Origin of the sequence: Kitasatospora sp. GAS204B, from assembly GCF_029892155.1 — a bacterium.
Taxonomy (GTDB): Bacteria; Actinomycetota; Actinomycetes; order Streptomycetales; family Streptomycetaceae; genus Kitasatospora.
Window position 1 is genome coordinate 60,368 of record NZ_JARZAG010000030.1, and the last position, 24,675, is coordinate 85,042.

Genomic DNA, 24,675 nt, shown 5'->3' on the forward strand with positions numbered 1-24,675 from the left:
CAGCCCCGTGCCGCCCACCCATCGCGCACGGTATCGCCCGACCGTGCTGCCGACCAGGGCGGGCGGCCGCATCGCCGGTGGCACGGGGGGCGTTTGATGGCCGGGTATTCACCGGGGATTCACCCGCAGTCCCCCGGCGTGGTGTGGGGGTGACCGTAGGTTTCAGCACGAAGGAAGTTGTTCATACAACTTGGCACTGCTGTGGATGCGCCCACCGCACGGGCGCATCGGAATGGAGAACCGTGAACGACACGCTGGGCTCGGCGGATGTGGTGGTCGTCGGAGCCGGGATCGTCGGTCTGGCCCACGCGTACGAGGCGCTGGAGCGCGGGCTGTCGGTGGCGATCGTGGAGCGTGACGAGCGGGCCACCGGCGCCTCGGTGCGCAACTTCGGCCACGCCTGCGCCACCGCGCAGGACGGCGTCGCGCTGGGCTACGGTCTTGAGGCCCGCGCGCGCTGGATCAAGCTGGCCGAGCAGGCCGGTTTCTGGCTGCGCCGCAGCGGCACCGTGATGGTCGCCCGGGCCGAGGACGAGCTCGCCGTGCTGACCGAGTTCCAGCAGCTGCGCGGCGACGACGAGGTACGACTGCTCGGCGCGGCGCAGGTGGCCGAGCGGGTGCCGGTCGGCCCGGGCGTGGTCGGCGGGGCCTGGCTGCCGGACGACGTGCGGGTCGACCCGCGCGAGTGCGTGCCGGCGATCGCCCGCCACCTCGCCGAGCGCGGCGTCCGGTTCCACTGGGCCACCACCGCCCACGCGATCGAGCCGGGCCTGGTCCGCACCAGCCGCGGTGAGCTGCGCGCCGGTGCGATCGTGCTGGCCGCCGGGCACGACCTCGACCGGCACTACCCCGAGCTGGCGGCCGAGTCCGGCGTGCGGCGCTGCGTACTGCGGATGCTGCGGGTGGACAACCCGCACCCGCGGCCCATCGAGCCCGCCGTGCAGACCGGCTTCTCGCTGCTGCGCTACGACGGCTTCGCCGCCTGCCCGAGCCTGTCGGAGGTGCGCGAGCGACTCACCCGCGAGTACCCCGAGCTGATCGGGATCGGCCTCAACCTGATGTTCACCCAGCGCCCCGACGGCACCCTGACCATCGGTGACACCCACACCTACGACGTCAGCCCCGCCCCCTTCGACCCGGAGGAGCTGGACGCCGCCGTGCTGCGCGAGACCGCCCAACTGCTCGGCGTGCAGCGGCTGACGGTCCGTGAGCGCTGGCGCGGCGTCTACGCCTCCGGCGTGCGCCCGTACCTGGTCGCCGCCCCCGCCGAGGGCGTCCGGGCGGTCTCGGTGACCTCGGGCATCGGCATGACCACCGCGCTCGGCCTGGCACCGGCCGTGCTGGACGGCCTGCTCGGCGGCACGGTGCAGCAGCCGGCCGAACTGGCGGCTCTCTGCGGGTGACCCCTCTGCGGGTGACGTACCGACGGGTGGGGCCCGCCGCACTCGCGGCGGGCCCCACCCGTCAGTACTTCTCGCCGCTTCAGGCGTTGACCGCCTCCGCGGTCTCAGGCTGCTCGACGGCGGCTGCCGCCAGCTCCTCGCGGACCTGCGCCAGCGAAGGGTTGGCCCAGGCGCTGCGGACGCCCCAGTAGTAGAAGGCCAGCGCGAGCACGGCGACCAGCGCCAGGTCCACGCCCTCGGGGATGTAACCCTGCCCGCCGTACTGGGTGCTGCCGGCCCAGGAGACGCCGGCCATCACGACCAGGTAGGCGATCATCCAGACGCCCGCCTTCAGGTGCGGCTTCAGCACGTCCCACGGCTTGCGCAGCTCGTACCAGGCCCAGATCGGCAGGCCGGCGGCCATCAGCACGATCACCTTGCCGGTCAGCGGCCAGCGGGCCCAGTAGAGGACCAGCGAGCCGAAGACCATCGCGACCGGGGCGATCACCGGCATCGCGCGCAGCCGCACCGGGCGCGCCAGGTCGGGAGCCAGCCGGCGCAGTGCCATCACGGCGACCGGGCCGGTGATGTACGAGATCACCGTGGCGACCGAGACGATCGAGGCCAGCGACCCCCAGCCACGGAAGACGGCCAGGAAGAGGAAGGCGATGAAGAGGTTCAGCAGCAGCGCCGGGCGCGGCACGCCGGTCTTGGGGTCGACCCGGCCGAAGATCGAGGGCAGCTGGCCGTTCTCCTGCACGCCGTGGATCATCCGCGAGGTGGTCGCCGCGTAGATCATGCCGGTGCCGCTGGGGGAGATGAAGGCGTCCGAGTAGAGCAGCAGCGCTAGCCAGTTCAGGCCCCAGGCGAGCGACAGGTCCGCCAGCGGGGACTTGTACCCGATGGTCGACCAGCCGTGCTCCACCACCGAGTGCGGCAGCGCGCCGATGAAGGCGACCTGCAGCGCGATGTAGATCACCAGCGCGATCACGATCGAGCCGATCACCGCCTTCGGCAGCGACTTGCCCGGGTTGCGGGCCTCGCCGGCCAGGTTCAGCGGCGACTGGAAGCCGTTGTAGGCCCAGACGATGCCGGAGGTCGCGACAGCGGTGAAGACCGAGTTCCAACCGTTCGGGGCGAAGCCGCCGTGGCCGGTCAGGTTGTGGCTGTCGAAGTGCGCCAGCAGCAGGCTGCTCGCGGTGAGCACCGGGACGACCACCTTGAAGACGGTGATCGCGGTGTTCGTCTTGGCGAACAGCGTGATGGCGAACCAGTTCAGCGCGAAGTACCCGACCAGCAGCACGCTGGCCAGCGCCACTCCGCTGGTGGTGAGCTTCTCGCCGTCGAACAGCTGGTGCGCCCAGCCGAAGTGCCACGAGCTCATGTACTGCACGGAGGCGGTCGCCTCACCCGGGATCACCGACACGATGGCGATCCAGTTGGCCCACGCCGCCAGGTACCCGGCCAGCGAGCCGTGCGAGTACTGCCCGTACCGGACCATGCCGCCGGCCTTGGGGAACATCGAGCCGAGCTCGCTGTAGGTGAGGGCGATCACCAGGGCCACCGCGGCACCGATCACCCAGGCCAGGATCGCGGCCGGCCCGGCCAGCTTGGCAGCCCGCTCGGCGCCGAACAGCCAGCCGGAGCCGATGATCGAGCCGAGGCCGACGGCCGTCAGGGCGATCGTGCCGAGCGACCGGCGGTAGTTGTTTTGGGACGCCGTTGTCGGCTCGGGCGCGCTCAACGTCTGAGTCCTTCCGTTTCGTCTCGAGCCCGTAAACGCCGACACGAGGTGGGCGCCGTCCAGGCCGGGCAACCCGGGGAGACTAAGCCACAAAAGCGGACGTAAACCTCAGGTGAACCTCAGATTGTTCGATCGTTGTCATTCCGTATCCGGTAATAGCCACACTGGCGCTACCCTGCCGCCGCCGAGCGTGGTGTTGCTCACCAGGGCGCGCCGGCGTGCGGCAGCGTGAGCTGGGCGCGCGAGCAACGCCTTTGCGCTGTTGGTGGGAATGGGGGTGGCGCCGGCTCGCGGTCTGGGGGCGGGGCCCGCAGGTCAGGGCGGGGCGCTCACGCGGGACTGTTCGGGGCCTTCGTACTCTTCGCGTTCCCCAATCCGGCGTTCTCCGATGTCATGTGCGTGGAACATCGAAAGGGGACCCGGTACATGCCTGGCGCGCTCGTGGCCGCCGTGCGGGCTGGCGAGTTGCCTGTCGTCTACTGCAACCACCGCACAGCGCGAGGCAAGTTGTTCCATGCCGCACATCAGACGGTGACGGCATCGACTCCACAGCCGGGCAGCGTGGCGGCGTACGCTTCGATGTCCTCCCGGTCGGTGGTCAGCACAGTGCCGCCTCCGTGAGTGATGGCAATGAAGACCGCCAAGGCATCCACTGGGTCCGGCCGCTTCTTCGCGGGTAGCACCGCCGCGCCGATCATGTCCCCGATGGTTTTCCAGTCTCCGGTGTCCAGGCCCGCCGCGCACGGGAGACAGCGGGGCGGAAGCGCACCGGGGTACACCGTACGGGCCCCAGGGTGGACGAACACCTCGTCCAGGAGTCTCTTCCAGGAATAGGCGATTTTCGTGCTGGTGCGCCACGCCTGGGAGAGGGCCGGACCCGGGACGATCGGCGCATGTCCGCCGGAGGTGACGAAGCCCTTGTGCAGGGTCCTTGCCCGACGGTCCTGGTTGACCAGAGCGATCAGCATCCCGGTGTCGTAGACGATGACGGTCACGCTGCGCCCTCAGTCCGGGATGGACGGCCCAGGATCGCATTGATCTCGGCCTGTTCCTCTGCGGTCAGCGTGATGTCGTCGGTCCAGGTGTCGCTTCCGGCCTGCTCCTCGGCTTCGGCCCGAGCCCGTTCGAACGGTTCGAAGAGCATCTCGACCCGGTCCTGCTGATCCATCTGCGCCTGCGCGGCGATGGTGAGGAGAGTGGAGACGTCGAGCCCGACGGCTGCGGCATGGTCCCTGATCTGGTCCCGAACCTCTGCCGGCATCAGGGCCATGGACTTCGCTCGCACCCGGCGATGCCCGGCGGGCGTACCGCCGCCCTGGAGTGAGTCCAGCGCGACTGCGCGTACGGCTCGGCCAGTGGCTCGCGCTCGCGGGAAGGCACTGCCTGCTCGTCCATGATGTGGACCACATAATTCCGATTAAGTGCATTAGATGGTAGCCGTTGAAATCGAGCCATATCGGCCGCGTCCTTGACTCCGCTTCTGCTCCTACGGTAGCTTTATGGCCGAATTTTTCATCATATCCAGGGGGAAGTATGGCCGCTCAGTGGGAGCCCGACCCATCCGCGTCCTTCGCACGACGCCTGGGCAAGTCCTCGCACGAGCTCGGACAGACGTCCGGAAACACCAGCTGCCCGGATATCTGGGAGCTGGACAATGGCGACGTCGCCGTCATCGGACGCGAACTCACCTCATCGTACGAGGGCAGGCTGCCGGCGGGCGTGAGCGTCGACCCAGGTGAGCGGCTGGTCGTCATCCCGCGTGCGACCATCATCGCTGCGAAGGCGGACATCCCGAATGAGTGAGCTGCTTGCCGGCTCGACCAGCGAGCGCATGGAATTGGCCGCGTACTACGCTGATTTCGAGAGCATTTTCTGGAATATCACCGACCTCGGTTTCTGGAAACTCGAGCGCCAGCAGACCTTCCGGGAGCCCGGATACGACAGCTGGGCGGCCTTCGCCAAGGGCGAATGGGATCGGTCTCTCGGCATTCTGGAGGCCGGTCGAAAGGATATGGAGGACTACCACCGGAGAATCCACGAGCACGGTTTCTCCGCCCGCCGCGTCCGGGTCGTGGAAGAGCCCATCAGCGCCTATCTCCAGTGGGAACTCCACGCGCTGCGGGTGCGCGACCAGAGCGGCGGCCCCATCCGGATCGTCGGCCCTGCCCAGGTGGCGGCGTTCGAGGCCAGCGGTCCGCTCCCCGAGATCTACACGCTCGACTCGACGGTCATGTACCAGGCCGTCTACGACGACGATGGCGTCCTCGAATCCGTCCGGCGGTTCACCGACCGCGAACTTATCCGCAGCTGCCGACAGTTCATCGCCGACCTGTACGCGGTGGGCGAGCCCCTGGAGAGCTACTTCCAGCGCTGCGTGGCGGTGTTGCCACCGCCGGCCGGTCAGCCGTGAGCCAGGACGAGACCGGGTCGGCGGCATCCGCCGGCGGCTCCTGGCAGGCCAATCGAATCGACGGGGCGGCGACGGCCGGCGATGTTGTACAGGCACGTGATGTGCATGGTGGCGTGCATTTCCATCAGCCGGTCGCATCCTTCTCGGTGACGCCACGTCAGCTCCCGGGGGCGGGTCGGCACTTCGTCAACCGTCGTGGTGAGATGGGCCGCCTGGACACCATCGCCACCGAAGCTCCTGGAAGCGACGATCAGTCGGCGACCCTCGTTGTGGCGGTCATCACCGGTACAGCGGGAGTCGGCAAGACCTCGTTGGCCGTGCACTGGGCCCACCGGATCCGCCGGCGATTCCCGGACGGCGCCCTGTACGTCAACCTCCGTGGGCATGACTCCGCCGCTCCGGTCGCACCAGAGCAGGTACTGGATCGCTTTCTGCGGGATCTGGGTGTTCCGACGGTGGCGATTCCGGTCCATCCCGAGGACCGGGCGTTGCTGTACCGGTCGATCATGGCCGACCGCCGGATGCTGGTGATGCTGGACAACGCCGCGGCGGCCGCGCAGGTGCGCCCGTTGTTACCGGCCACACCCGGCTGCCTGGTCCTGGTGACCAGCCGGAACAGCCTCGCCGGCCTGGTCGCCCGGGAGGGTGCGTACCGGGTGGACCTGGGTCGCTTCCCCGAGGCGGACGCCGTCACGCTGCTGCGCGCGGTGACGGCCTCCTACCGGACGCAGGACGACCCCGGCGAGCTGACGGAACTGGCCCGCCTGTGTGCGAGGTTGCCGCTGGCGCTGCGGATCGCGGCCGAACGGGCGGCCGGCCGACCACGGATGCTGCTGGCGGAGTTGATCGCCGACCTACGGGACGAGTCGGCGCGTTGGGACGTGCTCACGGCGGAGGGCGAGGCGGAGGCGGACGCGATGAGCAGTGTGTTCACCTGGTCGTACCAGGCACTGCCCGAGGGTGCGGCCCGGCAGTTCAGGCTGCTCGCCCTGCACCCGGGCGACCAGTTCGGTCTGCCGGCGGCCGCCGTGCTGGCGGGTACCACTGCGGCCGAGGCGCGCCGCAATCTGGATGCGCTGGTCGGGGCCCACCTGGTCGAGGAGATCGCCTCGGCCCGGTACCAGTTGCACGACCTGCTACGGGCCTACGCCGCCGATCGGGTCCGGGACGTCGAATCCGAGCAGGTTCGGGCCGAGAGCAGACGACGGATTCTCGCCTGGTACCTGTACACGGCAGGCAACGCCCAGTCGGCCATCGCACCGTTCGACCGGTACGAGCTCGACCAACAGGTGCCTCAGGATGCCGCGCCGCTGGTCTTCGACGGCTACCAGCCGGCGTTCCAGTGGTACTCGGCAGAGGCCGACAACCTCGTCGCCACCACCCGGGCTGCCGCGGAGTTCGGCTTCCATCGGATCGCCTGGCGTCTGGCGGTGGTGTTGCGTGCCGTCTACATGCATCAGAACGCTTTCGAGGACTGGGAGTCGACCGCCAGGATCGGCATCAGCTCCGCCGCCCAGGCCGGGGAACGCGCGGGTGAGGCCGAGGCCCTGGAGAGTCTGGGGAAGGCGTACTTCCAGTCGCGGCGGCTGGCGGAGTCCGAGGAGTGTCACCGCGCGGCGCTCGCCGTTCGACGTGACATCGGCGACCGGTTCGGCGAGGCCGTGTCGATCAACGCCCTGGGCCTGCTCGGCCTGCGCCGGCGAGAACTCGACGCGGCACGTTCCCACTTCGAGGCCAGCGCGGCGATCTTCCGCCAACTCGGTGACCTCCGGTGGACCGCGCTCCTCCAGGGGAACCTCGCCGAATCGCTGTGCGAACTCGGCCGCTTCCAGGAGGCGGCGGAGACGCTGTGCGAGGCGCTGGCCGTCTTCCGCGAACTCGGTGACCGAAGCGGTGAGGGCAACGCGCTGTTCTTCCTCAGCCGAGCCCAGCGCGAGTTGGGCCGGACCGGCGAGGCCCGCGCGTCGGTCGACGCCGCGCTGGCGATCGCCGCCGAGGCGGGCAACAGCGTGTGGCAGGCGCACTGGCTGGTCGAGTTGGCGAACGTCGAGCGCGCGGCGGGGCGGCCCGAGGATGCCCTGCGGTCGAGTCGGCTGGCTGCGGACATCCAGCGGCGACTCGGCGATCGAAGCCGTGCGGCCACGGCGCTGGACCGCGCCGGGGAGGCGTGCCGCGATCTCGGCAGGTTCGGTGAGGCGGCGGACCTGCATCGGCAGGCCGTCGAAACGCATCGGGAGTTCGGCGACCGATGGCAGTTGGCCGGTGCCCTGGACAACCTCGCCCGGTGCCTCCGGCACGATGGTGCTGTCGATGAGGCGCGGGGGCACTGGGCCGAGGCGCTGGCCCTGCTGTCGGACTTCGCCGATCCGCAGGCGCTCGCGCTGAGCCGCCGGATCGCGCTGCGGCTCGCGGATCTCTAGCGAGAATCCGCGGGTGCGGACTCGGTGATCCAGATCGGACCGTCGGCGCATTCCAGGCGGATCCCGTCCGCCGGAGTCAAGCGGGTGCGCAGGACCTTGAGGAAACGCCCTCCGATGTCGGCGACGGGTCCGAGACCGGGGCCGATGAAACGGAAGGTCCGCACCTGGTTGTGTACTTCGCGTGCGGTCTTCGACGTGTCGAGGATCGAGAACTCCGGTTCCAGCAGGCCCGCATAGCTGGCGCGACTCCCGTCCTGGGGCTCGCCGGGAAATCCGCTCGGCAGCAGGCGCAGAGTGTCGGCGAGCAGGTCGCTGATGACCGGCCCGAGTCCGGACCAGAGTCGCTCAGGGGTGACGTCGTCCTCGATCGGGATGCCGCCTTGCCGGGCGAGGATCGGACCGGTGTCGAAGTTCTCGTCCATGCGGTGGACCGTGACGCCGAGGTGGGTGTCGCCATTGCGGATCGCCCACAGGACCGGGGCCGGGCCGCGGTACTGGGGCAGCAGCGAGCAGTGGACGTTGACCACGCCGAACCGGGGAATCCGCATGACGGACGGGGGAAGTCGCCAGGAGAACCCGTAGACCACGAGGAGGTCCAGGTCGTATCCGGCCAGCGACTTCGCCAGGCCCTCGGAACTCCCGGGAACCAGCAGGTCGATTCCGGCGGGGATTTCCTGGAGGAGCTGGCCGACCGTCGCCGTGGCGTAGGTGTCCGTGGGTGTGTTCGGTTTCATCGAACGGCAGTAGACGTGGACGACCGGTTCGTGTCCCTCCCGCTGGCAGACGGAATGCAGGGCCAGAAACTCACGCGTCCCAAAAGACGCAATGCCGATGCGCATCGGGTTCGCCACGGGTGAGACCCTAGCAGCGGCGTGGGGCTGACTGTCGGTCAAATCGATTCAGTCGGCCCGGCCGGCCGGTTACCCCGACATCGGCTGTGCCGCTTCGGCCGGCGCCTGCGACTCCTGCCCGGAGCCGGCTGCGGCGAACGAGCGCAGGCCGGGCGTGGCCGCGCCGATCGCCGCGACCGCCGCGAGGCACAGCAGACCGCCGCCGACCACCGCGGCGGCGCCCGAGGTCGCGCCCGCCACCAGGCCGGCGCGCAGGTTTCCGAGGTCGGGGCCGGCCTGGCCGACGACCTGCTCGGCGGCGCTGACCCGGCCGAGCATGGCGTTCGGGGTGTGCAGTTGCACGATGGTGCTCCGGGACACGACGGAGACCGTGTCGGCCGCGCCCGCCAGCACCAGGAAGCCCAGCCCGACCCACGGGTTGTCCGACAGGCCGAAGAGCGCCAGCGCCGCTCCCCACGCGGCCGAGCCGCCGAGCATCAGCAGGCCGGGGCGGGACAGCCGGGTGATCGCACCGGAGAGAACGGACGCGGCGACCCCGCCGGCCGCGATGGCGGTCAGGAAGAGCCCGAGGGTGCGCGGGTCGTCGTGGAACCGCTCGGCGTTGATCAGCGGGAAGAGGCTGATCGGCATCGACAGGACGGTGGCGGCCAGATCGGTGAGCAGCGCGCCGCGCACCGCGGGGTTGCGTGCCATGAAGGCGAGGCCGTCCAGCACGCCGGCCAGGCCCGGTCGGGCCGGCTTCCCTTCGGGTCGCATCGGGGGCAGCCCGAACGCGCCGTAGAACGACGCCCCGAAGGTCACCGCGTCGATCAGGTGGCAACCGCCGACGCCGAGCCGGCCGAGGACCAGCCCGCCCAGCGCCGGTCCGAGCAGCATCGCCCCCTGGAACGAGATCCGCTGGAGTGCCAGCCCGGCCGCGAGTCGGTTCCTCGGCAGCAACTGCGGGATGAACGTGCGGGACGCGGGCCCGCCGCAGGCGGTGAAGCAGGACTGCGCCGCGACCAGCAGCAGCACCCCGGCCACCGGCAGGTGGCCGAGCAGGCCCTGTAACGCCAGCAGGACCGCGCAGGCGGCCTGGCCGGTGGTGGTGACCAGGTAGAGCCTGCGCCGGTCCGCCCGGTCGACGAGCGACCCGGCGAAGAGTCCGAACCCGATCAGTGGCAGGGCCTGGGCCAGGCCGACCGCGCCGGTCCAGACGGTGCTACCGGTGGTCTGCCAGACCTGGAACATCACGGCGACGACGGTCAGCTGGCTGCCGAGGCCCGAGCAGGTCCGGCCGATCCACAGCCGCCGGAACGCCGGCGACGTCCGCAGGGGCGAGGTGTCCATCAGCACATGTCTCAGGTCCACTCCGGGTCCTCCGCGAGCTTCTCGGCGATCCGGTCGTGAAAGCTCTTGCGCTGCAGGGCCTGCTCGATGTCGCCGACCACTTGGCTGAGGGGGTAGGGGATCTCCGCCTCGATCTCGGCGATCGCGGCCTCGGTGGCCCGCCACTCCGCGGTCAGCCGGATCACGATGCGGCGGGCCTTGGGCGTCAGGGCGACCTTCTTGCTGCGGGCGTCAGCGCCGGGCACTGTCCGCACCAGGCCGGCCGCGCGCATCGCGGCGACCTTCTGGCTGAGCGCCGAGTGCGTGCGCTGCACGGACTCGGCCAGTTCGGTGATGGTCATCGGCCCTCGGGCGTGCAGCCGGATCAGCTCCATGACGAAGCTCGGCCGAACTCCGTCGATCTCCGCCTCCGCGTAGATCCGCGCGATGTCGGCGTCCATGGCCGCCTGGAGCAGTCGTAGTGGACGCCAGCGGCTCTGTTCGGTCGGATCGGGTGCACTGTTCTCGGCCATGGGCACATCGTAACAGCACTTATATAAGGGCTGTTGGAAATATCCTGACCTCGCGTCAACCCTCGGTCGGGCGCGGCCCCGTGGCTCGGTTCAGCTCGTCCCAGCCGGAGAGCTTCACCCGGGTGGCGCGGCCCAGTTCGGCGGCGAGTTCGCGCTCGCGGCGGTCGATGCCGAGCCAGGCGGCGTAGCTCACCGGGCGCACGCCGCGGGCGGCCAGCAGGTCGGTCAGCCGGGGGCGGTGGGTCGGGGCGGTGGTGGCCGCGTGGTCGGCGAGCAGGGCTCGGACGGTCTGGGCCGCGTCGGACTTGTTGGTGCCGATCACGCCGGTGGGGCCGCGCTTCAGCCAGCCGGCGACGTACTCGCCCGGGCGCGGGGTGCCGTCGGCCGCCAGGACCCGGCCCTCGGCGTTGGGGACGACGGCGTGCTGCTCGTCGAACGGCACGCCGGGCAGCGGGACCGAGCGGTAGCCGACCGAACGGAGCACCAGTTGCACCGGGAGGGTCGCGTACCGGCCGGTGCCGGTGAGCCGGCCCGACCCGTCGAGTGCGGTCCGCTCCACCCGCAGGGCGGTGACCCGGCCGGGGCCGGTGAGTTCCACCGGTCGCAGCCAGAACCTGAGCGAGACCCGCCTGGGACGGTCCTGCGGCGGACGGTGCGCCCACTCCGTCAGGACCGCCAGGTTGTCGCGGATCCGACGATCGGACCGGGGTGGCTCGCTGTCGAGTACGTCGGGGGCGACGGCGGCGCCGAGCTCGAGCTCGGCCGGGTCCACCGCGATGTCGCTGCCCGGCAGCTCGCCGAGGGCGCGCAGCTCCCGGGTGGTGAACTTCGCCTGCGCGGGGCCGCGGCGGCTGATCAGGTGGATCTGCCTGACCCGGCTGGCGGCCAGGGCGGCGAGGACCGGTTCCGGCACGTCGGTGGCGGGGAAGTCGGCGGCCGGTCTGGCGAGGATGCGGGTCACGTCGACCGCGACGTTGCTGGCGCCGATCACCGCCACCGAGTCGGCCTGGAGGTCGAAGCGAGCGGGGTGCACGTCCGGGTGCCCGCAGTACCAGCGGACGAACTCGGCGGCGGCCGCGCTGCCCGGCAACTCCTCGCCGGGCACCCGCAGCAGCCGGTCCCGGGTCGCGCCGGTCGCGTAGACCACGGCGTCGTAGCACTGGAGCAGCAGTTCGCGGCTCACGTCGGTGCCGAAGCAGAGGCCGCCGAGGAAGCGGACCCGCGGGTGTTCCAGCACCCGGCGCAGGTAGTCGGCGATCGACCTGATCGACGGGTGGTCGGGTGCCACGCCGTAACGCACCAGGCCGTACGGGGTGGGCAGCCGCTCCAGGATGTCCACCTCGACGTCCGTGTCCGCGCCCGCCGCCGCCGTCTGCTTCAGCACCGCCTCGGCCGTGTAGAGGCCCGCCGGTCCCGCGCCGACCACGGCGACCCGCAGCGGGTTCATCGCGGCTGCGGGGTCCACCGGTCGGGCTCCGCCGGGACCGTGCGCCGCAGGTCGGCGCGGATCCGGGCGGCGAGGTGGCGGGTGTCGTGCCGGTTGAGCCGGGCGCCGGCCACCGCGCCGAGCAGGAAGGGGGTCAGCGTCGGCAGCTTGCGCAGCGAGCTGCGGGCGAGCCGCTTGGTGACCTGGCGGCGGACCCGGGGGCCGGCGCTGAGCGCGAGCAGGCCGCCCGGCGTGGTCAGGCTGACCCGGTCGATGCCGCGCCGATTGGCCCAGGAGGCCAGGTAGGCGGTGGCGCGCTGCGCGCCGCTGCCCGGCGGGCGCTGCCCGTAGACCTCGTGGAGTTCGGCGATCAGCTTGATCTCCACGGCGGCGACGGCGAGCGTCTCGGCGGCGAGTTCCACGGTCATGGCTGGCGGTGTGGGTGCCATGGCCGCCGCGCCCACGCCCGCGCCGACCGCGCTGGAGGCCCGGGCGGCGCCGGTCACCAGCCGGTCGGCCAGCTCCTCGCGGCCGGTGGCGTGCGGATGCTGGGCGCGCAGCGTCGCGAGGTCGCGGACCGGGATGCGCGGCGCGAGGGCCAGCAGTCGATCGGTGAGCCCTCGGACGCCGACTCCGGCGCGGCGGGCCGTGCGGCGTCCCGCCGCGCCGAGTTCGGTGGATCGGTGGCCGGTGCCGCGCGCCAGGTCGGTGACCAGCGCCGTCATCCGGCGGCGGCCGCGGACCTCGCGGGCGGCTTCCTCAGCGGGCGGGCCCAGGTCCCAGTGCTCCATGCCGGCGGCGAGCGAGCTGAGATCGTCGGCGGTCTCCACGTCGTCCCGGTCGGCGGCTCGGCGGCCGGTGCCACCGCGACGTCCACGAATGAGTGCCATGGAGTGCCCCTACCCGCTGCCGCCTGCCGGACACGCGGGTGTCCGGCAGGCGGCAGCGGGTGAGGTCAGGAGGCGCAGTCGACGCAGATCGGCTGGCCGTTCTTGTCCTCACCGGCGAGCTGGGTGCGGTGGTGCACCAGGAAGCAGGTCATGCAGGTGAACTCGTCCTGCTGGATCGGCACCACCCGGACGGTGAGTTCCTCGCCCGACAGGTCGGCGCCGGGGAGTTCGATGCCTTCGACGGCCTCGGTGTCGACGTCGATCGTCGACCCGGCCTTGTCGTCGCGGCGGCCCTTCAGTTCCTCGATACTGTCGTCGCTCGATTCGTCGTTGGTGTTGCGCGGTGCGTCGTAGTCGGTTGCCAAGGCAGTTACCTTCTCGTCGGATGGCGGATCGCAGTCAGCTTGCCCGGTCGCCGCCATGTCTGCCCCCGGAACACGGGTTCCCGGCGTCGTGGATCAGCCACCAGGATGGCGTTCAGGTGCAAGTGTGGCTGATTCGACGTCCCTGGTGTCGCCACTGCGGCAGCGCGGGAAGAAGGAGGGGATGCCAGATGTGCGGGTGACCGAGCCAGTGATGGACGTCGTGCGGCGCGGGCTGCGCGATCCGGCCGTCGTGCAGACGGTGCGCGCGACCGTCGCGGCGACCCTCGCCTACGTCGTGGCGCTGCAGGTGAGCAACCAGCCGGCGCCGCTGACCGCACCGCTCACCGCGCTGCTCGTCGTCCAGGTCACCCTGTACTCCACGCTCACCACCGGCATCCGCCGGGTGAACTCGGTCGTCGTCGGGGTGGTGATCGCGATCGGCTTCAGCTCGGTGATGGGGCTGAGCTGGTGGAGCCTGGGACTGATCATCCTGGCCGCGCTGACGATCGGGCGCTTCGTGCGGGTCGACGAGTTCGTCAACGAGGTCGCGATCAGCGCGATGCTGGTGCTCGGGGTGACCCGGCTGGCCTCGCAGGCCTGGGACCGGGTGCTGGAGACGCTGGTCGGGGCGCTGGTCGGGCTGCTCTTCAACCTGGTGTTCGCCCCGCCGGTCTGGCTGGACACGGCCGGCGAGTCGATCGAGGACCTGGCCCGGCGGGCTCGCCACCTGCTGCTGCGGATCGGGGAGGAGCTGGGCGTGCCGACCCGGGTGGAACGCGCCGCCGAGCGGCTGCACGAGGCCCGCCGCCTCGACCAGGCGATCGCGGACGTGGACGCCGCGCTCCGCCAGGCCGAGGACAGCCTGCGGCTGAACCCGCGGATCAGCGAGGGGCTGCTCTCCCGGCTGGTGCTGCGGACCGGGCTGGACACCCTGGAGATCTGCGTGGTCGTGGTGCGGGTGCTGGCCCGTTCGCTGACCGACCTGGCCAAGCGGCGGGAGACGGACGAACCGCTCTTCCCGCCGGACGTGGCGCTGGAGCTGGAGGAGCTGCTGGGGCACGTCGGGGGCGCGCTGGTGAGCTTCGCCGTCCTGGTGAGCACCCAGGTCAGCAGCAACGCCGCGGAGGCCGAGAGCCGGCTGGCCTCGGAGCTCGGCGCGGCCTGGGCCAGCCGGGACAAGGTCGCCCACCTGTTGCTGCGCCGCGTCCAGGAGCACCCCAAGGCGTGGCAGCTGCACGGCTCCCTGCTGGCCGAGATCGACCGGATCCTGGACGAGCTGGACCTGGACCACCGCTCCCGCCGCCTGATGGAGGAGCTGGACCGCGCCTCCGCCGCCGACCGCGACCGCTTCTCCCGCTTCGGCCGGTTCCGCCGCTTCGTCCGCGGCGAGAGCGCGGGCCGCCGCCGGCGCCGTCGGGGAGCATCGGCCTGATGAGCTGTCAGCTGGTGCGGCCTGCCGGCACCTCCTCGGGCGTGCCGGCCAACTCGGGCACCGGCATGGCAACGGTGGTAAACCGGAGAGGAGGAGAGGAGTGGCCGTGAGCGAGGAATACGACGAGTTGGGCCCCATCGACTACCTCATCGTCGAGTTTCCCGGCAATCGGATGACCGGTGAGGGCATGCCGCTGCTCATCGACCTGGTGGACCGGGGGGTGATCCGCATCCTGGACCTCACGTTCGTGAGGAAGGACCTGGATGGCACTGTCATCGGTCTGGAGGTCGCCGATTTCGACGGGGACGGCGCGCTCGATCTCGCAGTCTTCGAGGGCTCCTCCTCGGGCCTGCTCGACGAGGGCGACATCAACGAGGCGAGCAAGGCACTGGAACCGGGGAACTCCGCGGGCATCGTGGTCTACGAGAACCTCTGGGCCGCACCCCTCGCCGCGGCGCTGCGCCGGGGCGGCGCCCGGCTGGTGGCCAGCGGGCGGATCCCGTACACCGATGTCGTCGCGGCGCTGGACGCGGCCGAGTTGCGCGGGTGACGTAGGGGGCCCGACGTCGGGGGTCGGGGGTCGAAGGGAGCAGCAGTCGGGGGCTGGGGGGCTGAAAGGAGAAGCAGATGCCAGGCCTTCTTCGCGGGGTCGCCCGCACCGCTGTCATCGCCGGGACGGCGACCACCGTCTCCAACCGCGTGTCACGGCGACAGGCGGGCCGCTGGGCGGAGCAGGACGCCACGGCGCAGCCCGCGGCAGCGCCGCCGGCCGCGACCGCTCCGCTCGCGGACACGATGGACGACAAGATCGCCCAGATCAAGCAGCTCGGTGACCTGAAGGCACAGGGCCTGCTCACCGATGCCGAGTTCGAGGCACAGAAGAGCCAGATCCTCAACTCGTGAACGGGTGCCCAGCTGCGCCTGACCGAGCGTCAGGCGCAGTTGGGCGATCCGCTGTCCAGGCCATCGTCGAGGCCGCCGTCGAGGAGGGCGGCGTCGATGGTGAGGGTGAGTTCGTGCAGGCGCCGGCGCAGGTCGATGACCTCCTCGGTCGCCAGGCCGGTGGCGGCGGCGATCCGTCGGGGGACCAGTCGGGCCTGGACACGCAGCGCCTCCCCGGCCGCGGTGGGGCGGACGGTGACCGAGCGCTCGTCCTCGGCGCTGCGCTCGCGCTGCACCAGGCCCTGGGCTTCGAGCCGCTTCAGCAGGGGGGAGAGGGTGCCGGAGTCGAGCCGCAGCCGCTCGCCGATCCGCTTGACCGGCAGCTCGCCGAACTCCCAGAGCACGAGCATGACCAGGTACTGCGGGTAGGTCAGCCCCAGGTCCTTGAGGACCTCCCGGTAGAGGCCGTTGAAAGCGCGCGAAGTCGCGTTCAGCGCGAAGCAGATCTGGTTGTCCAGGCGAAGGAACTCGTCCTCGGGAAGGCGGGCGCTCATGTAGCCAGCGTAACATCTAGTTGTGCGCAATCTAATTGTGTGATTCCATTGTCCTGTCGGAGCGGCTCGGTACGGTGCCGCTCGGTCGCCTGACCCGCATCGGATCGACACAGAGGGGCTACTCCCATGGACGCGCTGTACACCGCCGTCGCCACTGCCACCCACGGCCGCGAGGGCCGGGCCATCAGCACCGACGGCCAGCTCGACCTCCAGCTGGCCATGCCGCAGGTCATGGGCGGCAACGGCCAGGGCACCAACCCCGAGCAGCTCTTCGCGGCCGGCTACGCGGCCTGCTTCGCCAGCGCGCTGGGCCTGGTTGGCCGCGCCGCCAAGGTCGACACCAGCGAGGTGGCCGTCACCGGCGAGGTGAGCATCGGCAAGGACGAGACCAGCTTCGGCCTCTCCGTGGTGCTGCGGATCGAGCTGCCGGACGGCCTGGACGCCGAGACCGGCCGCAAGCTGGTCGAGCAGGCCCACCAGGTCTGCCCGTACTCCAAGGCCACCCGCGGCAACATCCCGGTCGAGCTCGTCATCGAGTAACACCGCTCATGGCAACGGGCGACGCCCCGTTCCGCCGTCCCCCTCGGGCGGCGGAGCGGGGCGTTCGACGTGCCCGACGTCAGGTGCCGTGCAGCCAGACCGCTGTGTCCGGCGGCAGCAGGTCCTCGTCGAGGGGTGCGCTGGTGAGGAGCACGGCGCGGTCGGCGGGCAGTGGTGCGGGCGTGTCCGAGAGGTTGACGAGGCAGCTGAACTCGGTGCCGCGGGTGAAGGCCAGCACCTGAGGGTCGCTCTTCAGCCAGTTCATCGGCCCGTCGCCGAGGGCCGGTTGGGTGCGGCGCAGGTGCAGGGCGGTGCGGTAGAGGGTGAGCATCGAGTCGGGGGCCTGGTCCTGGGTGGCGACGGAGTACTGTGCCCAGTCGGCGGGTTGGGGCAGCCAGGGTTCGATCTCGGTGGGGCTGAAGCCGTACGGGGCGGTGCTGCCGTGCCACGGCAGCGGCACCCGGCACCCGTCGCGGCCGATGTCGGCGCCGTGGGTCCGGAAGAAGTAGGGGTCCTGGCGGAACGCGTCGGGGATGTCCCGGACCTCCGGCAGGCCGAGTTCCTCGCCCTGGTAGAGGTAGGTCGAGCCGGGCAGCGCCAGGCTGAGCAGGATCGCGGCCCGGGCCCGGCGGGTGCCGAGCGCCAGGTCGACCGGTGCGCCGTGCTGGGCGGGACTGCGGCCCATGGCGGTGTCGGCCCGGCCGTAGCGGGTGGCGTGCCGGGTGACGTCGTGGTTGGACAGCACCCAGGTGGCGGCCGCGCCGACCGGGCGGTGGCTCTCCAGGGTCCCGTCGATGACGGCGCGCAGCCGCGCCGCGTCCCACGGGCAGTTCAGGTAGTCGAAGTTGAACGCGGTGTGCATCTCGTCGGGCCGCAGGTAGGCGGCCAGCCGGTCGGGCCGGTCCAGCCAGACCTCGCCGATCAGGGCGCGCGGCTCGGGGTAGCCGTCGGCCACCGCCCGCCAGCCGCGGTAGATGGCGTGGACGGCGTCGCGGTCCACGTACGGGTGCGGCGTCGGCGGGTGGCGGCGGTCGAAGTCGGGCAGCCGGGGGTCCTTGGCCGGCATGGTGGCGGAGTCGATCCGCACGCCGTCCACGCCCCGGTCGAACCAGAAGCGGAGCACCGACTCGTGCTCCTCGGCGACCTTGGGGTTGTTCCAGTTCAGGTCGGGCTGCTCGGCGGCGAAGAGGTGCAGGTACCACTCGCCGGGCTTGCCGTCGGGGTCGGGAACCCGGGTCCAGGCGGGGCCGCCGAACTCGGATGTCCAGTCGTTGGGCGGCAGTTCGCCGCCACTGCCGCGCCCGGGGCGGAACCAGAAGAGGTTGCGGGCCTCCGAACCGGGCGCGGCGGCGAGCGCCTCCTGGAACCAGACGTGCTGGTCGGAGACGTGGTTGGGGACGATGTCGACGATGATCCGCAGGCCTGTCCGATGTGCCTCGGCGATCAGCGCCTCGGCCTCCGCGAGGGTGCCGAAGGCGGGGTCGATCCGGCGGTAGTCCGCCACGTCGTACCCGCCGTCGGCCAGCGGCGAGGCGTACCAGGGGGTGAACCACAGCGCGTCGACGCCGAGTTCGGCCAGGTACGGCAGCTTGGCGCGGACGCCGGCCAGGTCGCCGATCCCGTCCCCGTTCGCGTCGGCGAACGACCGTACGTAGACCTGGTAGATGACGGCGTCGCGCCACCACGGAGCGGCCATGCGGAGAACTCCTTCTGCTGGGCTGGGGCGGGCTAGTCGAAGATCTCGAACTCGGAGAGCTGCGCGGCCGGCCAGCCGGTGTTGCCGGTGACGACCAGCCGCAGCGCCCGCTCGCTGGTCCCGGCCGGGAGCGGGATCGTCACGGTGTTCTGGGTCGCCGGGTCGAAGGTGTAGGCGGCCGGCGGGACCAGGGTGGTGAAGGCCGTCCCGTCCGGGGAGCCGAGCACCGAGAGGGTCTGCACCCGGGAGCCCCAGTTCGACGGCAGGGTCAGCACGACGCTGCTCTCCGGCTGCGCCGTGCCGAGGTCGGCGGTGAGGGTCTGCGGGAAGCCCTGGCCGTCCTGGCTCTCCCAGTAGGAGCCGCTGTTGTCGTCGTTGGCGTTGGCGGCCGGGAAGCCGGGCAGCGCGCTGCTTGCCGTCATGGTCGCGCCCAGCGCCAGGTTGGTGGGCGCGACCCCGCCGCTGCCGCCGATGCCGTCGGTGTCCCCGACCAGCCGCACGGTGGTGGGGGTGCGGCCCTGACCGCCGGGGATGGTCAGGGTGGCCTGGGCGATGCCGGTGGCCGCCGCGGTGTAGGAGACGTCGACCAGGCACCAGTTGGCGTTGTCGGTCGGTGAGGTGGCGGTCAGGCTGCCGGGACAAGGGTGGGTCGGGTCGGGGGCGACGGTGAAGCCGCCGCTGGCGGTGATCGGGCCGAGGGCGGTCGGGGCGGTGCCGGTGTTCATGATCGCGACCCGCTGCACCGGGGTGGCCTGGCCGACGGCGGCGGCCTCGAAGGTGGTGGTGGACGGGTAGGCCCAGAGCGGGCTGCCGGCCGGCATGCCACAGCCGGTGCTGTCCCAACCGAAGTCGCCGGGGCCGCGGTTGATGCTGAAGCCGGAGCCGCAGCTGAACACGCCGACCCCGCCGACGCCGGTGGCGATGGTCCCGGCGACGCTGACGGCGCCCGGTGCCTGGTCCTGGAAGACGTAACTTCCCACGCCGGCCACCAGGTTGTCGCGGATCGCCACGTTCGTCACCCGGTAGCCGGCGCTGGGCGGGGTGGTCACGGCCGAGCCGACGTAGGCGTTCGAGTTCTGGAACATGAACGCCTCGTAGGGGCTGTCCAGGATCGCGTTGCCGGTGATCCGCACCGGTGCGGTCATGTCGCCCTGCTGCGGGTCGAACCAGATCGCGCCGACGCCGTAGTCCCAGCCCGGGTCCCACTGGCCGGTGCGCACCAGCAGGTTGCCGCTGATGTCGAGCGGGCCGGACATCGGGACCGAGCCGAACCGCTGCCCGAGGCCGATGCCGCCGCCCCGGGTGACGGTGTCCTGCAGCAGGTTGCCGCTGATCACGTCGCCCGCCCCGGCGCCGTAGACGCCGATGTTGTTGGCGAGTCCGGGCGAGTCGACGGTGTTGTGGGTCAGGGTGTCGCCGGTGTCACCGTAGTTCTGCGACCAGAGGGCCAGGCCGTCGTCCTGGCTGTTGCGCAGGAAGTTGCCGGTGATCCGGGCGCCGGTGACCGGACCGTCGGCGGCGTCCAGGTTGATGCCGTCGGCGGTGGTGTCCTGGATCCGTAGCTGACGGATCGTCAGATTGCTGCTGGGGCCGACGATCCAGGCGCCGACCTTCTCGTTCTGGATCCACACGTCGGCGATGGTGGAGTCGCTGAACCCGCCGTTGAAGCCGGTGTCCTCGCTGTTGCTGTCGTCGCGGACGTCGACGTTGCCGTACAGCGCGAGATCGGAGATCTCGACATGACTGCTGGCCGGGTTCTGCTTGCCGTTGAACTCGACGTTCTTGCCGGTCAGCACGGTGTGCCACTGGCCGGCGCCGGCGATGGCGATGTGGTCGACGTTCAGCGGGCTGCTGACGGTGTAGGTGCCGGGCGGCAGGTACAGCCCTTGCCCGGCCGCCGAGGCGGTGTCGATGGCGCCCTGCAGGGCGGCGGTGACGTCGCTCGCTCCGGTGTTGTCGACGTGGTACGGCGCCTGGGTGACGTCGGCGTAGCCGGCCGGCGCGGCCTTCGGGGCGGCCACCTGCTCGAAGTCGGCGGTGTTGATGACGTACCAGGGCGCGTCGTCGCCCGCGTCGACCTGGAGTTTGACCACGGTGCCGGCCGGCAGCGTGCTCGCGAAGTGGTATCTGACGTCGTTGTAGAAGTCGTGCGGCACCTCGCCGTTGGGCTGGCCGACCATCGGGGTGTTGCGGAACGGGTACTGGCCGTAGAGCCAGCTGAACTGCGAGGTCAGCGAGAGGGCGGCGGTGGGCCGGTCGTCGACGTAGAGGCTGAGCGGGGCGGCGATGCCGCCGCCGTGCAGCGAGTCGGGCAGCGCGTAGTGGAAGTCGACGGCGTTGGCGGCCCGGGTCAGCCGGAAGGAGACGTACTGTCCCTGGCCGGCGAGTTGGACGGCCTGCCGCCCGGTGGCCTCGGCGGCGAGGCTGCCGTAGTGGTAGTCGGGGCCGAGCACCGTGCCGTTGGTGTGCGCGGACGGGCTGGTCGCCGCATTCTGCTCGGTGAACGGCACGGGCGCGCCGGCCAGGCCCTCGGCGGCGAGGGCGGCCGAGGGCGCGGGCGAGGCCGAGGCGGCGGACGCGCCGGACGGGAGGGCCAGGGCGAGCGCGGCGGGCAGCAGGAACGCCGCCACGGCGGCGACCGCGCGAACCCGTCTGCGGCGCCCGCGTGGAGAGGCGGGGAGAGGCACGAGGCGGCTCCTTGGGGAGGTTCGAGGGGTCAGACGGTCCGGAGCCAGACCGCTGTGTCCGGCGGCAGCAGGTCCTCGTCGAGGGGTGCGCTGGTGAGTAGTACGGCGCTGTCGGCGGGCAGTGGTGCGGGCGTGTCCGAGAGGTTGACGAGGCAGCTGAATTCGGTGCCGCGGGTGAAGGCCAGCACCTGGGGGTCGCTCTTCAGCCAGTTCATCGGCCCGTCGCCGAGGGCCGGTTGGGTGCGGCGCAGGTGTAGGGCGGTGCGGTAGAGGGTGAGCATCGAGTCGGGGGCCTGGTCCTGGGTGGCGACGGAGTACTGTGCCCAGTCGGCGGGTTGGGGCAGCCAGGGTTCGATCTCGGTGGGGCTGAAGCCGTACGGGGCGGTGCTGCCGTGCCACGGCAGCGGCACCCGGCAGCCGTCGCGCCCGGGGTCGCGGCCGCCGGTGCGGTGGTGCATCGGATCCTCGATCCGGTCGGCCGGGATGTCCTCGACCTCGGGAAGCCCCAACTCCTCGCCCTGGTAGAGGTAGACGGATCCGGGCAGGGCGAGGGTCAGCAGCGCGGCGGCGCGGGCGCGGCGGGTGCCGAGCGCCAGGTCGGTGGCGATCCCGAAGCGCTTGGTCGCGAAGTCGAAGGCGGTGTCGGCGCGACCGTAGCGGGTGACGGTGCGGGTGATGTCGTGGTTGGCCAGCACCCAGGTGGCCGGCGCGCCGACCGGGGCGTGCGCCGCCAGCGTGGTGCCGATCGCCTCCCGCAGTCGCTCGGCGTCCCACGGGCAGGCCAGGAAGCCGAAGTTGAACGCGGTGTGCAGTTCGTCCGGGCGCAGGTAGCGGGCGAAGCGGGCGGGGTCGGGCAGCCAGACCTCGCCGATCAGCGCGCGCGGCTGCGGGTAGGAGTCGGCGAGCCGGCGCCAGGAGCGGTAGATGTCGTGCACCCCGTCCCGGTCCAGGTAGGGGTGCGGGTCGCGGTCCGGGGTGAAGTCGGGCAGCGCCGGGTCCTTGACCACTTCGGCCGCCGAGTCGATCCGCACGCCGGCCGCGCCGCGGTCGAACCAGAACCGCAGCACCTCCTCGTGCTCCTGCCGCACCTGGGGGTTCTCCCAGTTCAGGTCGGGCTGCTCGGGGGCGAAGCGGTGCAGGTACCACTGGCCGGGCGTGCCGTCCGGCTCGGTCACCCGGGTCCAGGCGGCGCCGCCGAACTGGGACGGCCAGGCGTTGGGCGGCAGTTCACCGTGCTCGCCGCGGCCGTCGCGGAACCAGAACCGGGCCCGCGCCGCCGAGCCCGGGCCGGCGGCCAGCGCCTGGACGAACCAGGCGTGGGCCTGCGAGACGTGGTTGGGCACGATGTCGACGATGGTGCGGATGCCCAGGTCCAGCGCCTCGGCGATGAGCTTCTCGGCCTCCGCCAGGGTGCCGAAGGCGGGGTCGATCCGCCGGTAGTCGGCCACGTCGTAACCTCCGTCGGCCATCGGCGAGGCGTACCAGGGGTTGAACCACAGCGCGTCCACGCCCAGTTCGGCGAGATAGGGCAGGTGGGCGCGGACCCCCGCCAGGTCGCCGATGCCGTCGCCGTTGCCGTCGGCGAAGCTGCGGACGTACACCTGGTAGATCGCGGCACCGCGCCACCACGCGGGCGCTGCGGGCGCGGCCGCCGGCAGGCCGGCCGAGTCGGTGCGGTGCATCGTGGATCTCCTCGAATCTGCTCAGCCCTTGGTGGCGCCGGCGGTCAGTCCGGACATGATGTTGCGCTGGAAGATCAGGAAGAAGACGATCGTCGGGACCGAGGCGATCGCCAGGGCGGCGATCAGCACGTTCTGCGGAAGCCCCGAACTGAGCTGGCGCAGGCCGATGTTGACCGTCTGCGCGGAGGTGTCGGTGAGCACCAGCAGCGGCCACAGGAAGTCCTTCCAGACCCCGACCACGGCGAAGATCGAGACCACCCCGAGGATCGGCCGGGAGATCGGCAGCACCACCGACCAGAGCGTGCGCAGCGGCCCCGCGCCGTCGATGGCGGCGGCGGCCAGCAGGTCGGTGGGGATCGAGTCGAAGAACCGCTTCAACAGGAAGATGTTGAAGGCGTTGGTGACCGACGGCAGCCAGATCGCCCACGGGGTGTTGAGCAGACTGATGTGCAGGAAGGGGAGGTTGTTCGCGGTCAGGTACTCGGGCAGCGCGATCACGGTGGTGGGGATCATCAGCGTCGCCAGCATCGCGAAGAGCACCAGGTTGCCGAAGACCGGGCGCAGCTTGGAGAAGGCGTACGCCGCGGCGACGTCGAACACCAGCTGGAACCCGAGGGCGCCGAGCGCGTAGAGGGCCGTGTTGCCGATCAGCCGGCCCAGGTCGCCGTCCTGCCAGGCGGTCAGGTAGTTGTGCGCGGCGGGCGCCGCCGGCACCAGCGTCGGTGGGGTGCGGATGATCTCCTGCGGGGACTTCAGCCCGCCGCTGATCATCCAGTAGAGCGGGAAGAGGAAGACCAGCGCGAAGAGCACGGCCAGGATCCAGAAGACGCTCCAGTACGCGGTGCGCCCGAGCGGGCGGGCCAGTTGTGCGGGCGAGACCAGGGTGCGGGTCACGGTGTCCGGCGTTCGTGCCACGGCTCTCACTCCTCACCCGTGCGGCGGCTGAGCCAGAGGTAGCCGCCGGCGAATCCGGACAGGACCAGCAGGAGCAGCACGCCCAGCGCGCTGGCGCTGCCGTAGTTGTTGTAGGCGAAGGCGTACTGGTAGATCAGGTAGACCACCGAGGTGGTGTTGTTCGCGGCGCCGGTGATCACGTAGGGCTCCATGAAGACCTGCGCGGTGCCGATGATCTGCAGCAGCAGCATCAGCGACAGCACCAGGCGGGTCTGCGGCACCGTCACGTGCCAGATCCGGCGCAGCAGGCCGGCGCCGTCGATCTCGGCCGCCTCGTACAGCTCGCCGGGGATGCCCTGCAGCGCGGCGAGGTAGATCAGCACCGTGCCGCCCATGTTGATCCAGGTGGAGAACATCACCAGGCAGAGCACCGCCAGGGCGTGCGAGGACTGCAGCCACTGCACACCGGGCAGGTGCAGCACGTGCAGCAGCGCGTTGAACAGGCCGCTGCTGTCCGGGGTGTAGAACCAGCGCCAGAGGAAGGCCGCCGCGACCGGCGGCATCATCACCGGCAGGTAGACCAGCAGCCGGAAGTAGGAGCGCGCGTGCCGCAGTTCGTTGATGACGATCGCGGTGAAGAAGGGCACCGCATAGCCGAGGACGAGGGCGAAGAGCGTGAACAGCCCGGTGGTCCGCCAGGCGCTCCAGAAGTCGGGGTCGGCCAGGATGTGCCGGTAGTTGCGCAGCCCCACCCAGGAGGTCTCGCCCGCGAAGTTGCTCTTCTGGAAGCTCATGATCACTTCGCGGATCATCGGGTACCAGGAGAAGAGCGCGAAGCAGATGATCGCTCCGGCCAGGAACAGGTAGGCCGTGGTGTTGCGGCGCAGTTCGCGACCCAGGGAGCCGCGCGGCCGCCCTGAACGGGCGGCCCGCGCGGCGTCCGCGGCCAGGGCGCGGGTCAGGTTGAGCGTCGCCATGG

23 protein-coding genes are annotated in these 24,675 nt (G+C 71.2%); 8 read left to right on the forward strand and 15 right to left on the reverse strand.

Annotated features, from left to right (window positions below):
* Nucleotides 1-242 precede the first annotated feature (242 nt).
* A complete protein-coding gene (locus tag P3T41_RS30975) occupies nucleotides 243-1,403 on the forward strand; it encodes a TIGR03364 family FAD-dependent oxidoreductase (RefSeq protein ID WP_280693894.1) in 1,161 nt (386 codons plus the stop codon).
* A 79-nt stretch (nucleotides 1,404-1,482) separates the two neighbouring features.
* Here P3T41_RS30975 and P3T41_RS30980 read toward each other — a convergent pair whose 3' ends face one another.
* The 3 genes from P3T41_RS30980 to P3T41_RS30990 form a co-directional block, all read right to left on the reverse strand.
* A complete protein-coding gene (locus tag P3T41_RS30980; protein ID WP_280693895.1) occupies nucleotides 1,483-3,126 on the reverse strand; it encodes an APC family permease in 1,644 nt (547 codons plus the stop codon).
* Between the two features lie 524 nt (nucleotides 3,127-3,650).
* The gene (locus P3T41_RS30985; protein WP_280693896.1) at nucleotides 3,651-4,121 is read right to left on the reverse strand and encodes a hypothetical protein; all 471 of its coding nucleotides are present in this window, start codon (nucleotides 4,119-4,121) and stop codon (nucleotides 3,651-3,653) included.
* Nucleotides 4,118-4,396 (reverse strand): hypothetical protein, encoded by a 279-nt coding sequence (locus P3T41_RS30990; RefSeq protein ID WP_280693897.1) that lies wholly within the window; start codon nucleotides 4,394-4,396, stop codon nucleotides 4,118-4,120. Before P3T41_RS30990 ends, P3T41_RS30985 begins: the two co-directional genes overlap by 4 nt.
* Before the next feature lie 263 nt (nucleotides 4,397-4,659).
* Here P3T41_RS30990 and P3T41_RS30995 point away from each other — a divergent pair, with 263 nt between their 5' ends.
* From P3T41_RS30995 to P3T41_RS31005, 3 genes are all read left to right on the forward strand, one after another.
* Nucleotides 4,660-4,929 (forward strand): hypothetical protein, encoded by a 270-nt coding sequence (locus P3T41_RS30995; RefSeq protein WP_280693898.1) that lies wholly within the window; start codon nucleotides 4,660-4,662, stop codon nucleotides 4,927-4,929.
* The gene (locus tag P3T41_RS31000) at nucleotides 4,922-5,536 is read left to right on the forward strand and encodes a DUF6879 family protein (protein WP_280693899.1); all 615 of its coding nucleotides are present in this window, start codon (nucleotides 4,922-4,924) and stop codon (nucleotides 5,534-5,536) included. The genes P3T41_RS30995 and P3T41_RS31000 overlap by 8 nt, the downstream gene beginning before the upstream one ends.
* 146 nt (nucleotides 5,537-5,682) lie before the next feature.
* Entirely contained in the window at nucleotides 5,683-7,956 is a 2,274-nt protein-coding gene (locus P3T41_RS31005; protein ID WP_280693900.1) for a tetratricopeptide repeat protein, read from the forward strand.
* On the opposite strand, the gene P3T41_RS31010 is transcribed toward P3T41_RS31005, so the two are convergent.
* The 6 genes from P3T41_RS31010 to P3T41_RS31035 form a co-directional block, all read right to left on the reverse strand.
* A complete protein-coding gene (locus P3T41_RS31010) occupies nucleotides 7,953-8,807 on the reverse strand; it encodes a formyltransferase family protein (protein ID WP_280693901.1) in 855 nt (284 codons plus the stop codon). The genes P3T41_RS31005 and P3T41_RS31010 overlap by 4 nt on opposite strands.
* A 69-nt stretch (nucleotides 8,808-8,876) precedes the next feature.
* Nucleotides 8,877-10,136, reverse strand: a complete 1,260-nt coding sequence (locus P3T41_RS31015) for an MFS transporter (RefSeq protein WP_280693902.1) — start codon at nucleotides 10,134-10,136, stop codon at nucleotides 8,877-8,879.
* A gap of 11 nt (nucleotides 10,137-10,147) precedes the next feature.
* Nucleotides 10,148-10,648: a helix-turn-helix domain-containing protein gene (locus P3T41_RS31020; RefSeq protein WP_280693903.1), complete on the reverse strand. Its 501-nt coding sequence runs from the start codon at nucleotides 10,646-10,648 to the stop codon at nucleotides 10,148-10,150.
* A 55-nt stretch (nucleotides 10,649-10,703) separates the two neighbouring features.
* Nucleotides 10,704-12,113 carry an FAD-dependent oxidoreductase gene (locus P3T41_RS31025; RefSeq protein WP_280693904.1) on the reverse strand — a complete coding sequence of 470 codons (1,410 nt, stop codon included), beginning with the start codon at nucleotides 12,111-12,113 and terminating at the stop codon, nucleotides 10,704-10,706.
* A complete protein-coding gene (locus P3T41_RS31030) occupies nucleotides 12,092-12,964 on the reverse strand; it encodes a hypothetical protein (protein WP_280693905.1) in 873 nt (290 codons plus the stop codon). The genes P3T41_RS31025 and P3T41_RS31030 overlap by 22 nt, the downstream gene beginning before the upstream one ends.
* 65 nt (nucleotides 12,965-13,029) lie before the next feature.
* The gene (locus P3T41_RS31035) at nucleotides 13,030-13,329 is read right to left on the reverse strand and encodes a DUF4193 domain-containing protein (protein WP_280693906.1); all 300 of its coding nucleotides are present in this window, start codon (nucleotides 13,327-13,329) and stop codon (nucleotides 13,030-13,032) included.
* A gap of 181 nt (nucleotides 13,330-13,510) precedes the next feature.
* Between P3T41_RS31035 and P3T41_RS31040 the strand changes: the two genes are divergently transcribed.
* The 3 genes from P3T41_RS31040 (at nucleotide 13,511) to P3T41_RS31050 (ending at nucleotide 15,664) form a co-directional block, all read left to right on the forward strand.
* On the forward strand, nucleotides 13,511-14,761 hold the full coding sequence (locus tag P3T41_RS31040; protein WP_280693907.1) for an aromatic acid exporter family protein: 1,251 nt from the start codon (nucleotides 13,511-13,513) through the stop codon (nucleotides 14,759-14,761).
* Between the two features lie 106 nt (nucleotides 14,762-14,867).
* The gene (locus P3T41_RS31045; protein WP_280693908.1) at nucleotides 14,868-15,311 is read left to right on the forward strand and encodes a DUF6325 family protein; all 444 of its coding nucleotides are present in this window, start codon (nucleotides 14,868-14,870) and stop codon (nucleotides 15,309-15,311) included.
* 77 nt (nucleotides 15,312-15,388) lie between these two features.
* Nucleotides 15,389-15,664 carry an SHOCT domain-containing protein gene (locus tag P3T41_RS31050; RefSeq protein ID WP_280693909.1) on the forward strand — a complete coding sequence of 92 codons (276 nt, stop codon included), beginning with the start codon at nucleotides 15,389-15,391 and terminating at the stop codon, nucleotides 15,662-15,664.
* Nucleotides 15,665-15,693: 29 nt separating this feature from the next.
* On the opposite strand, the gene P3T41_RS31055 is transcribed toward P3T41_RS31050, so the two are convergent.
* A complete protein-coding gene (locus tag P3T41_RS31055) occupies nucleotides 15,694-16,197 on the reverse strand; it encodes a MarR family transcriptional regulator (protein ID WP_280693910.1) in 504 nt (167 codons plus the stop codon).
* A gap of 126 nt (nucleotides 16,198-16,323) precedes the next feature.
* Here P3T41_RS31055 and P3T41_RS31060 point away from each other — a divergent pair, with 126 nt between their 5' ends.
* Nucleotides 16,324-16,737 carry an organic hydroperoxide resistance protein gene (locus P3T41_RS31060; RefSeq protein ID WP_280693911.1) on the forward strand — a complete coding sequence of 138 codons (414 nt, stop codon included), beginning with the start codon at nucleotides 16,324-16,326 and terminating at the stop codon, nucleotides 16,735-16,737.
* 79 nt (nucleotides 16,738-16,816) lie between these two features.
* Here the strand turns inward: P3T41_RS31060 and P3T41_RS31065 are convergent, their stop codons facing one another.
* The 5 genes from P3T41_RS31065 to P3T41_RS31085 are packed head-to-tail and all read right to left on the reverse strand — an operon-like array spanning nucleotide 16,817 to nucleotide 24,673.
* Entirely contained in the window at nucleotides 16,817-18,433 is a 1,617-nt protein-coding gene (locus tag P3T41_RS31065; protein WP_280693912.1) for a glycoside hydrolase family 13 protein, read from the reverse strand.
* A gap of 32 nt (nucleotides 18,434-18,465) precedes the next feature.
* Nucleotides 18,466-21,120, reverse strand: a complete 2,655-nt coding sequence (locus P3T41_RS31070; RefSeq protein WP_280693913.1) for a discoidin domain-containing protein — start codon at nucleotides 21,118-21,120, stop codon at nucleotides 18,466-18,468.
* A gap of 29 nt (nucleotides 21,121-21,149) precedes the next feature.
* On the reverse strand, nucleotides 21,150-22,802 hold the full coding sequence (locus P3T41_RS31075; RefSeq protein WP_280693914.1) for a glycoside hydrolase family 13 protein: 1,653 nt from the start codon (nucleotides 22,800-22,802) through the stop codon (nucleotides 21,150-21,152).
* A gap of 21 nt (nucleotides 22,803-22,823) precedes the next feature.
* Nucleotides 22,824-23,717, reverse strand: a complete 894-nt coding sequence (locus P3T41_RS31080) for a carbohydrate ABC transporter permease (RefSeq protein WP_280693915.1) — start codon at nucleotides 23,715-23,717, stop codon at nucleotides 22,824-22,826.
* Between the two features lie 5 nt (nucleotides 23,718-23,722).
* Complete coding sequence (locus tag P3T41_RS31085; RefSeq protein ID WP_280693916.1) at nucleotides 23,723-24,673, reverse strand: sugar ABC transporter permease; 951 nt, start codon at nucleotides 24,671-24,673, stop codon at nucleotides 23,723-23,725.
* Nucleotides 24,674-24,675: the final 2 nt, after the last annotated feature.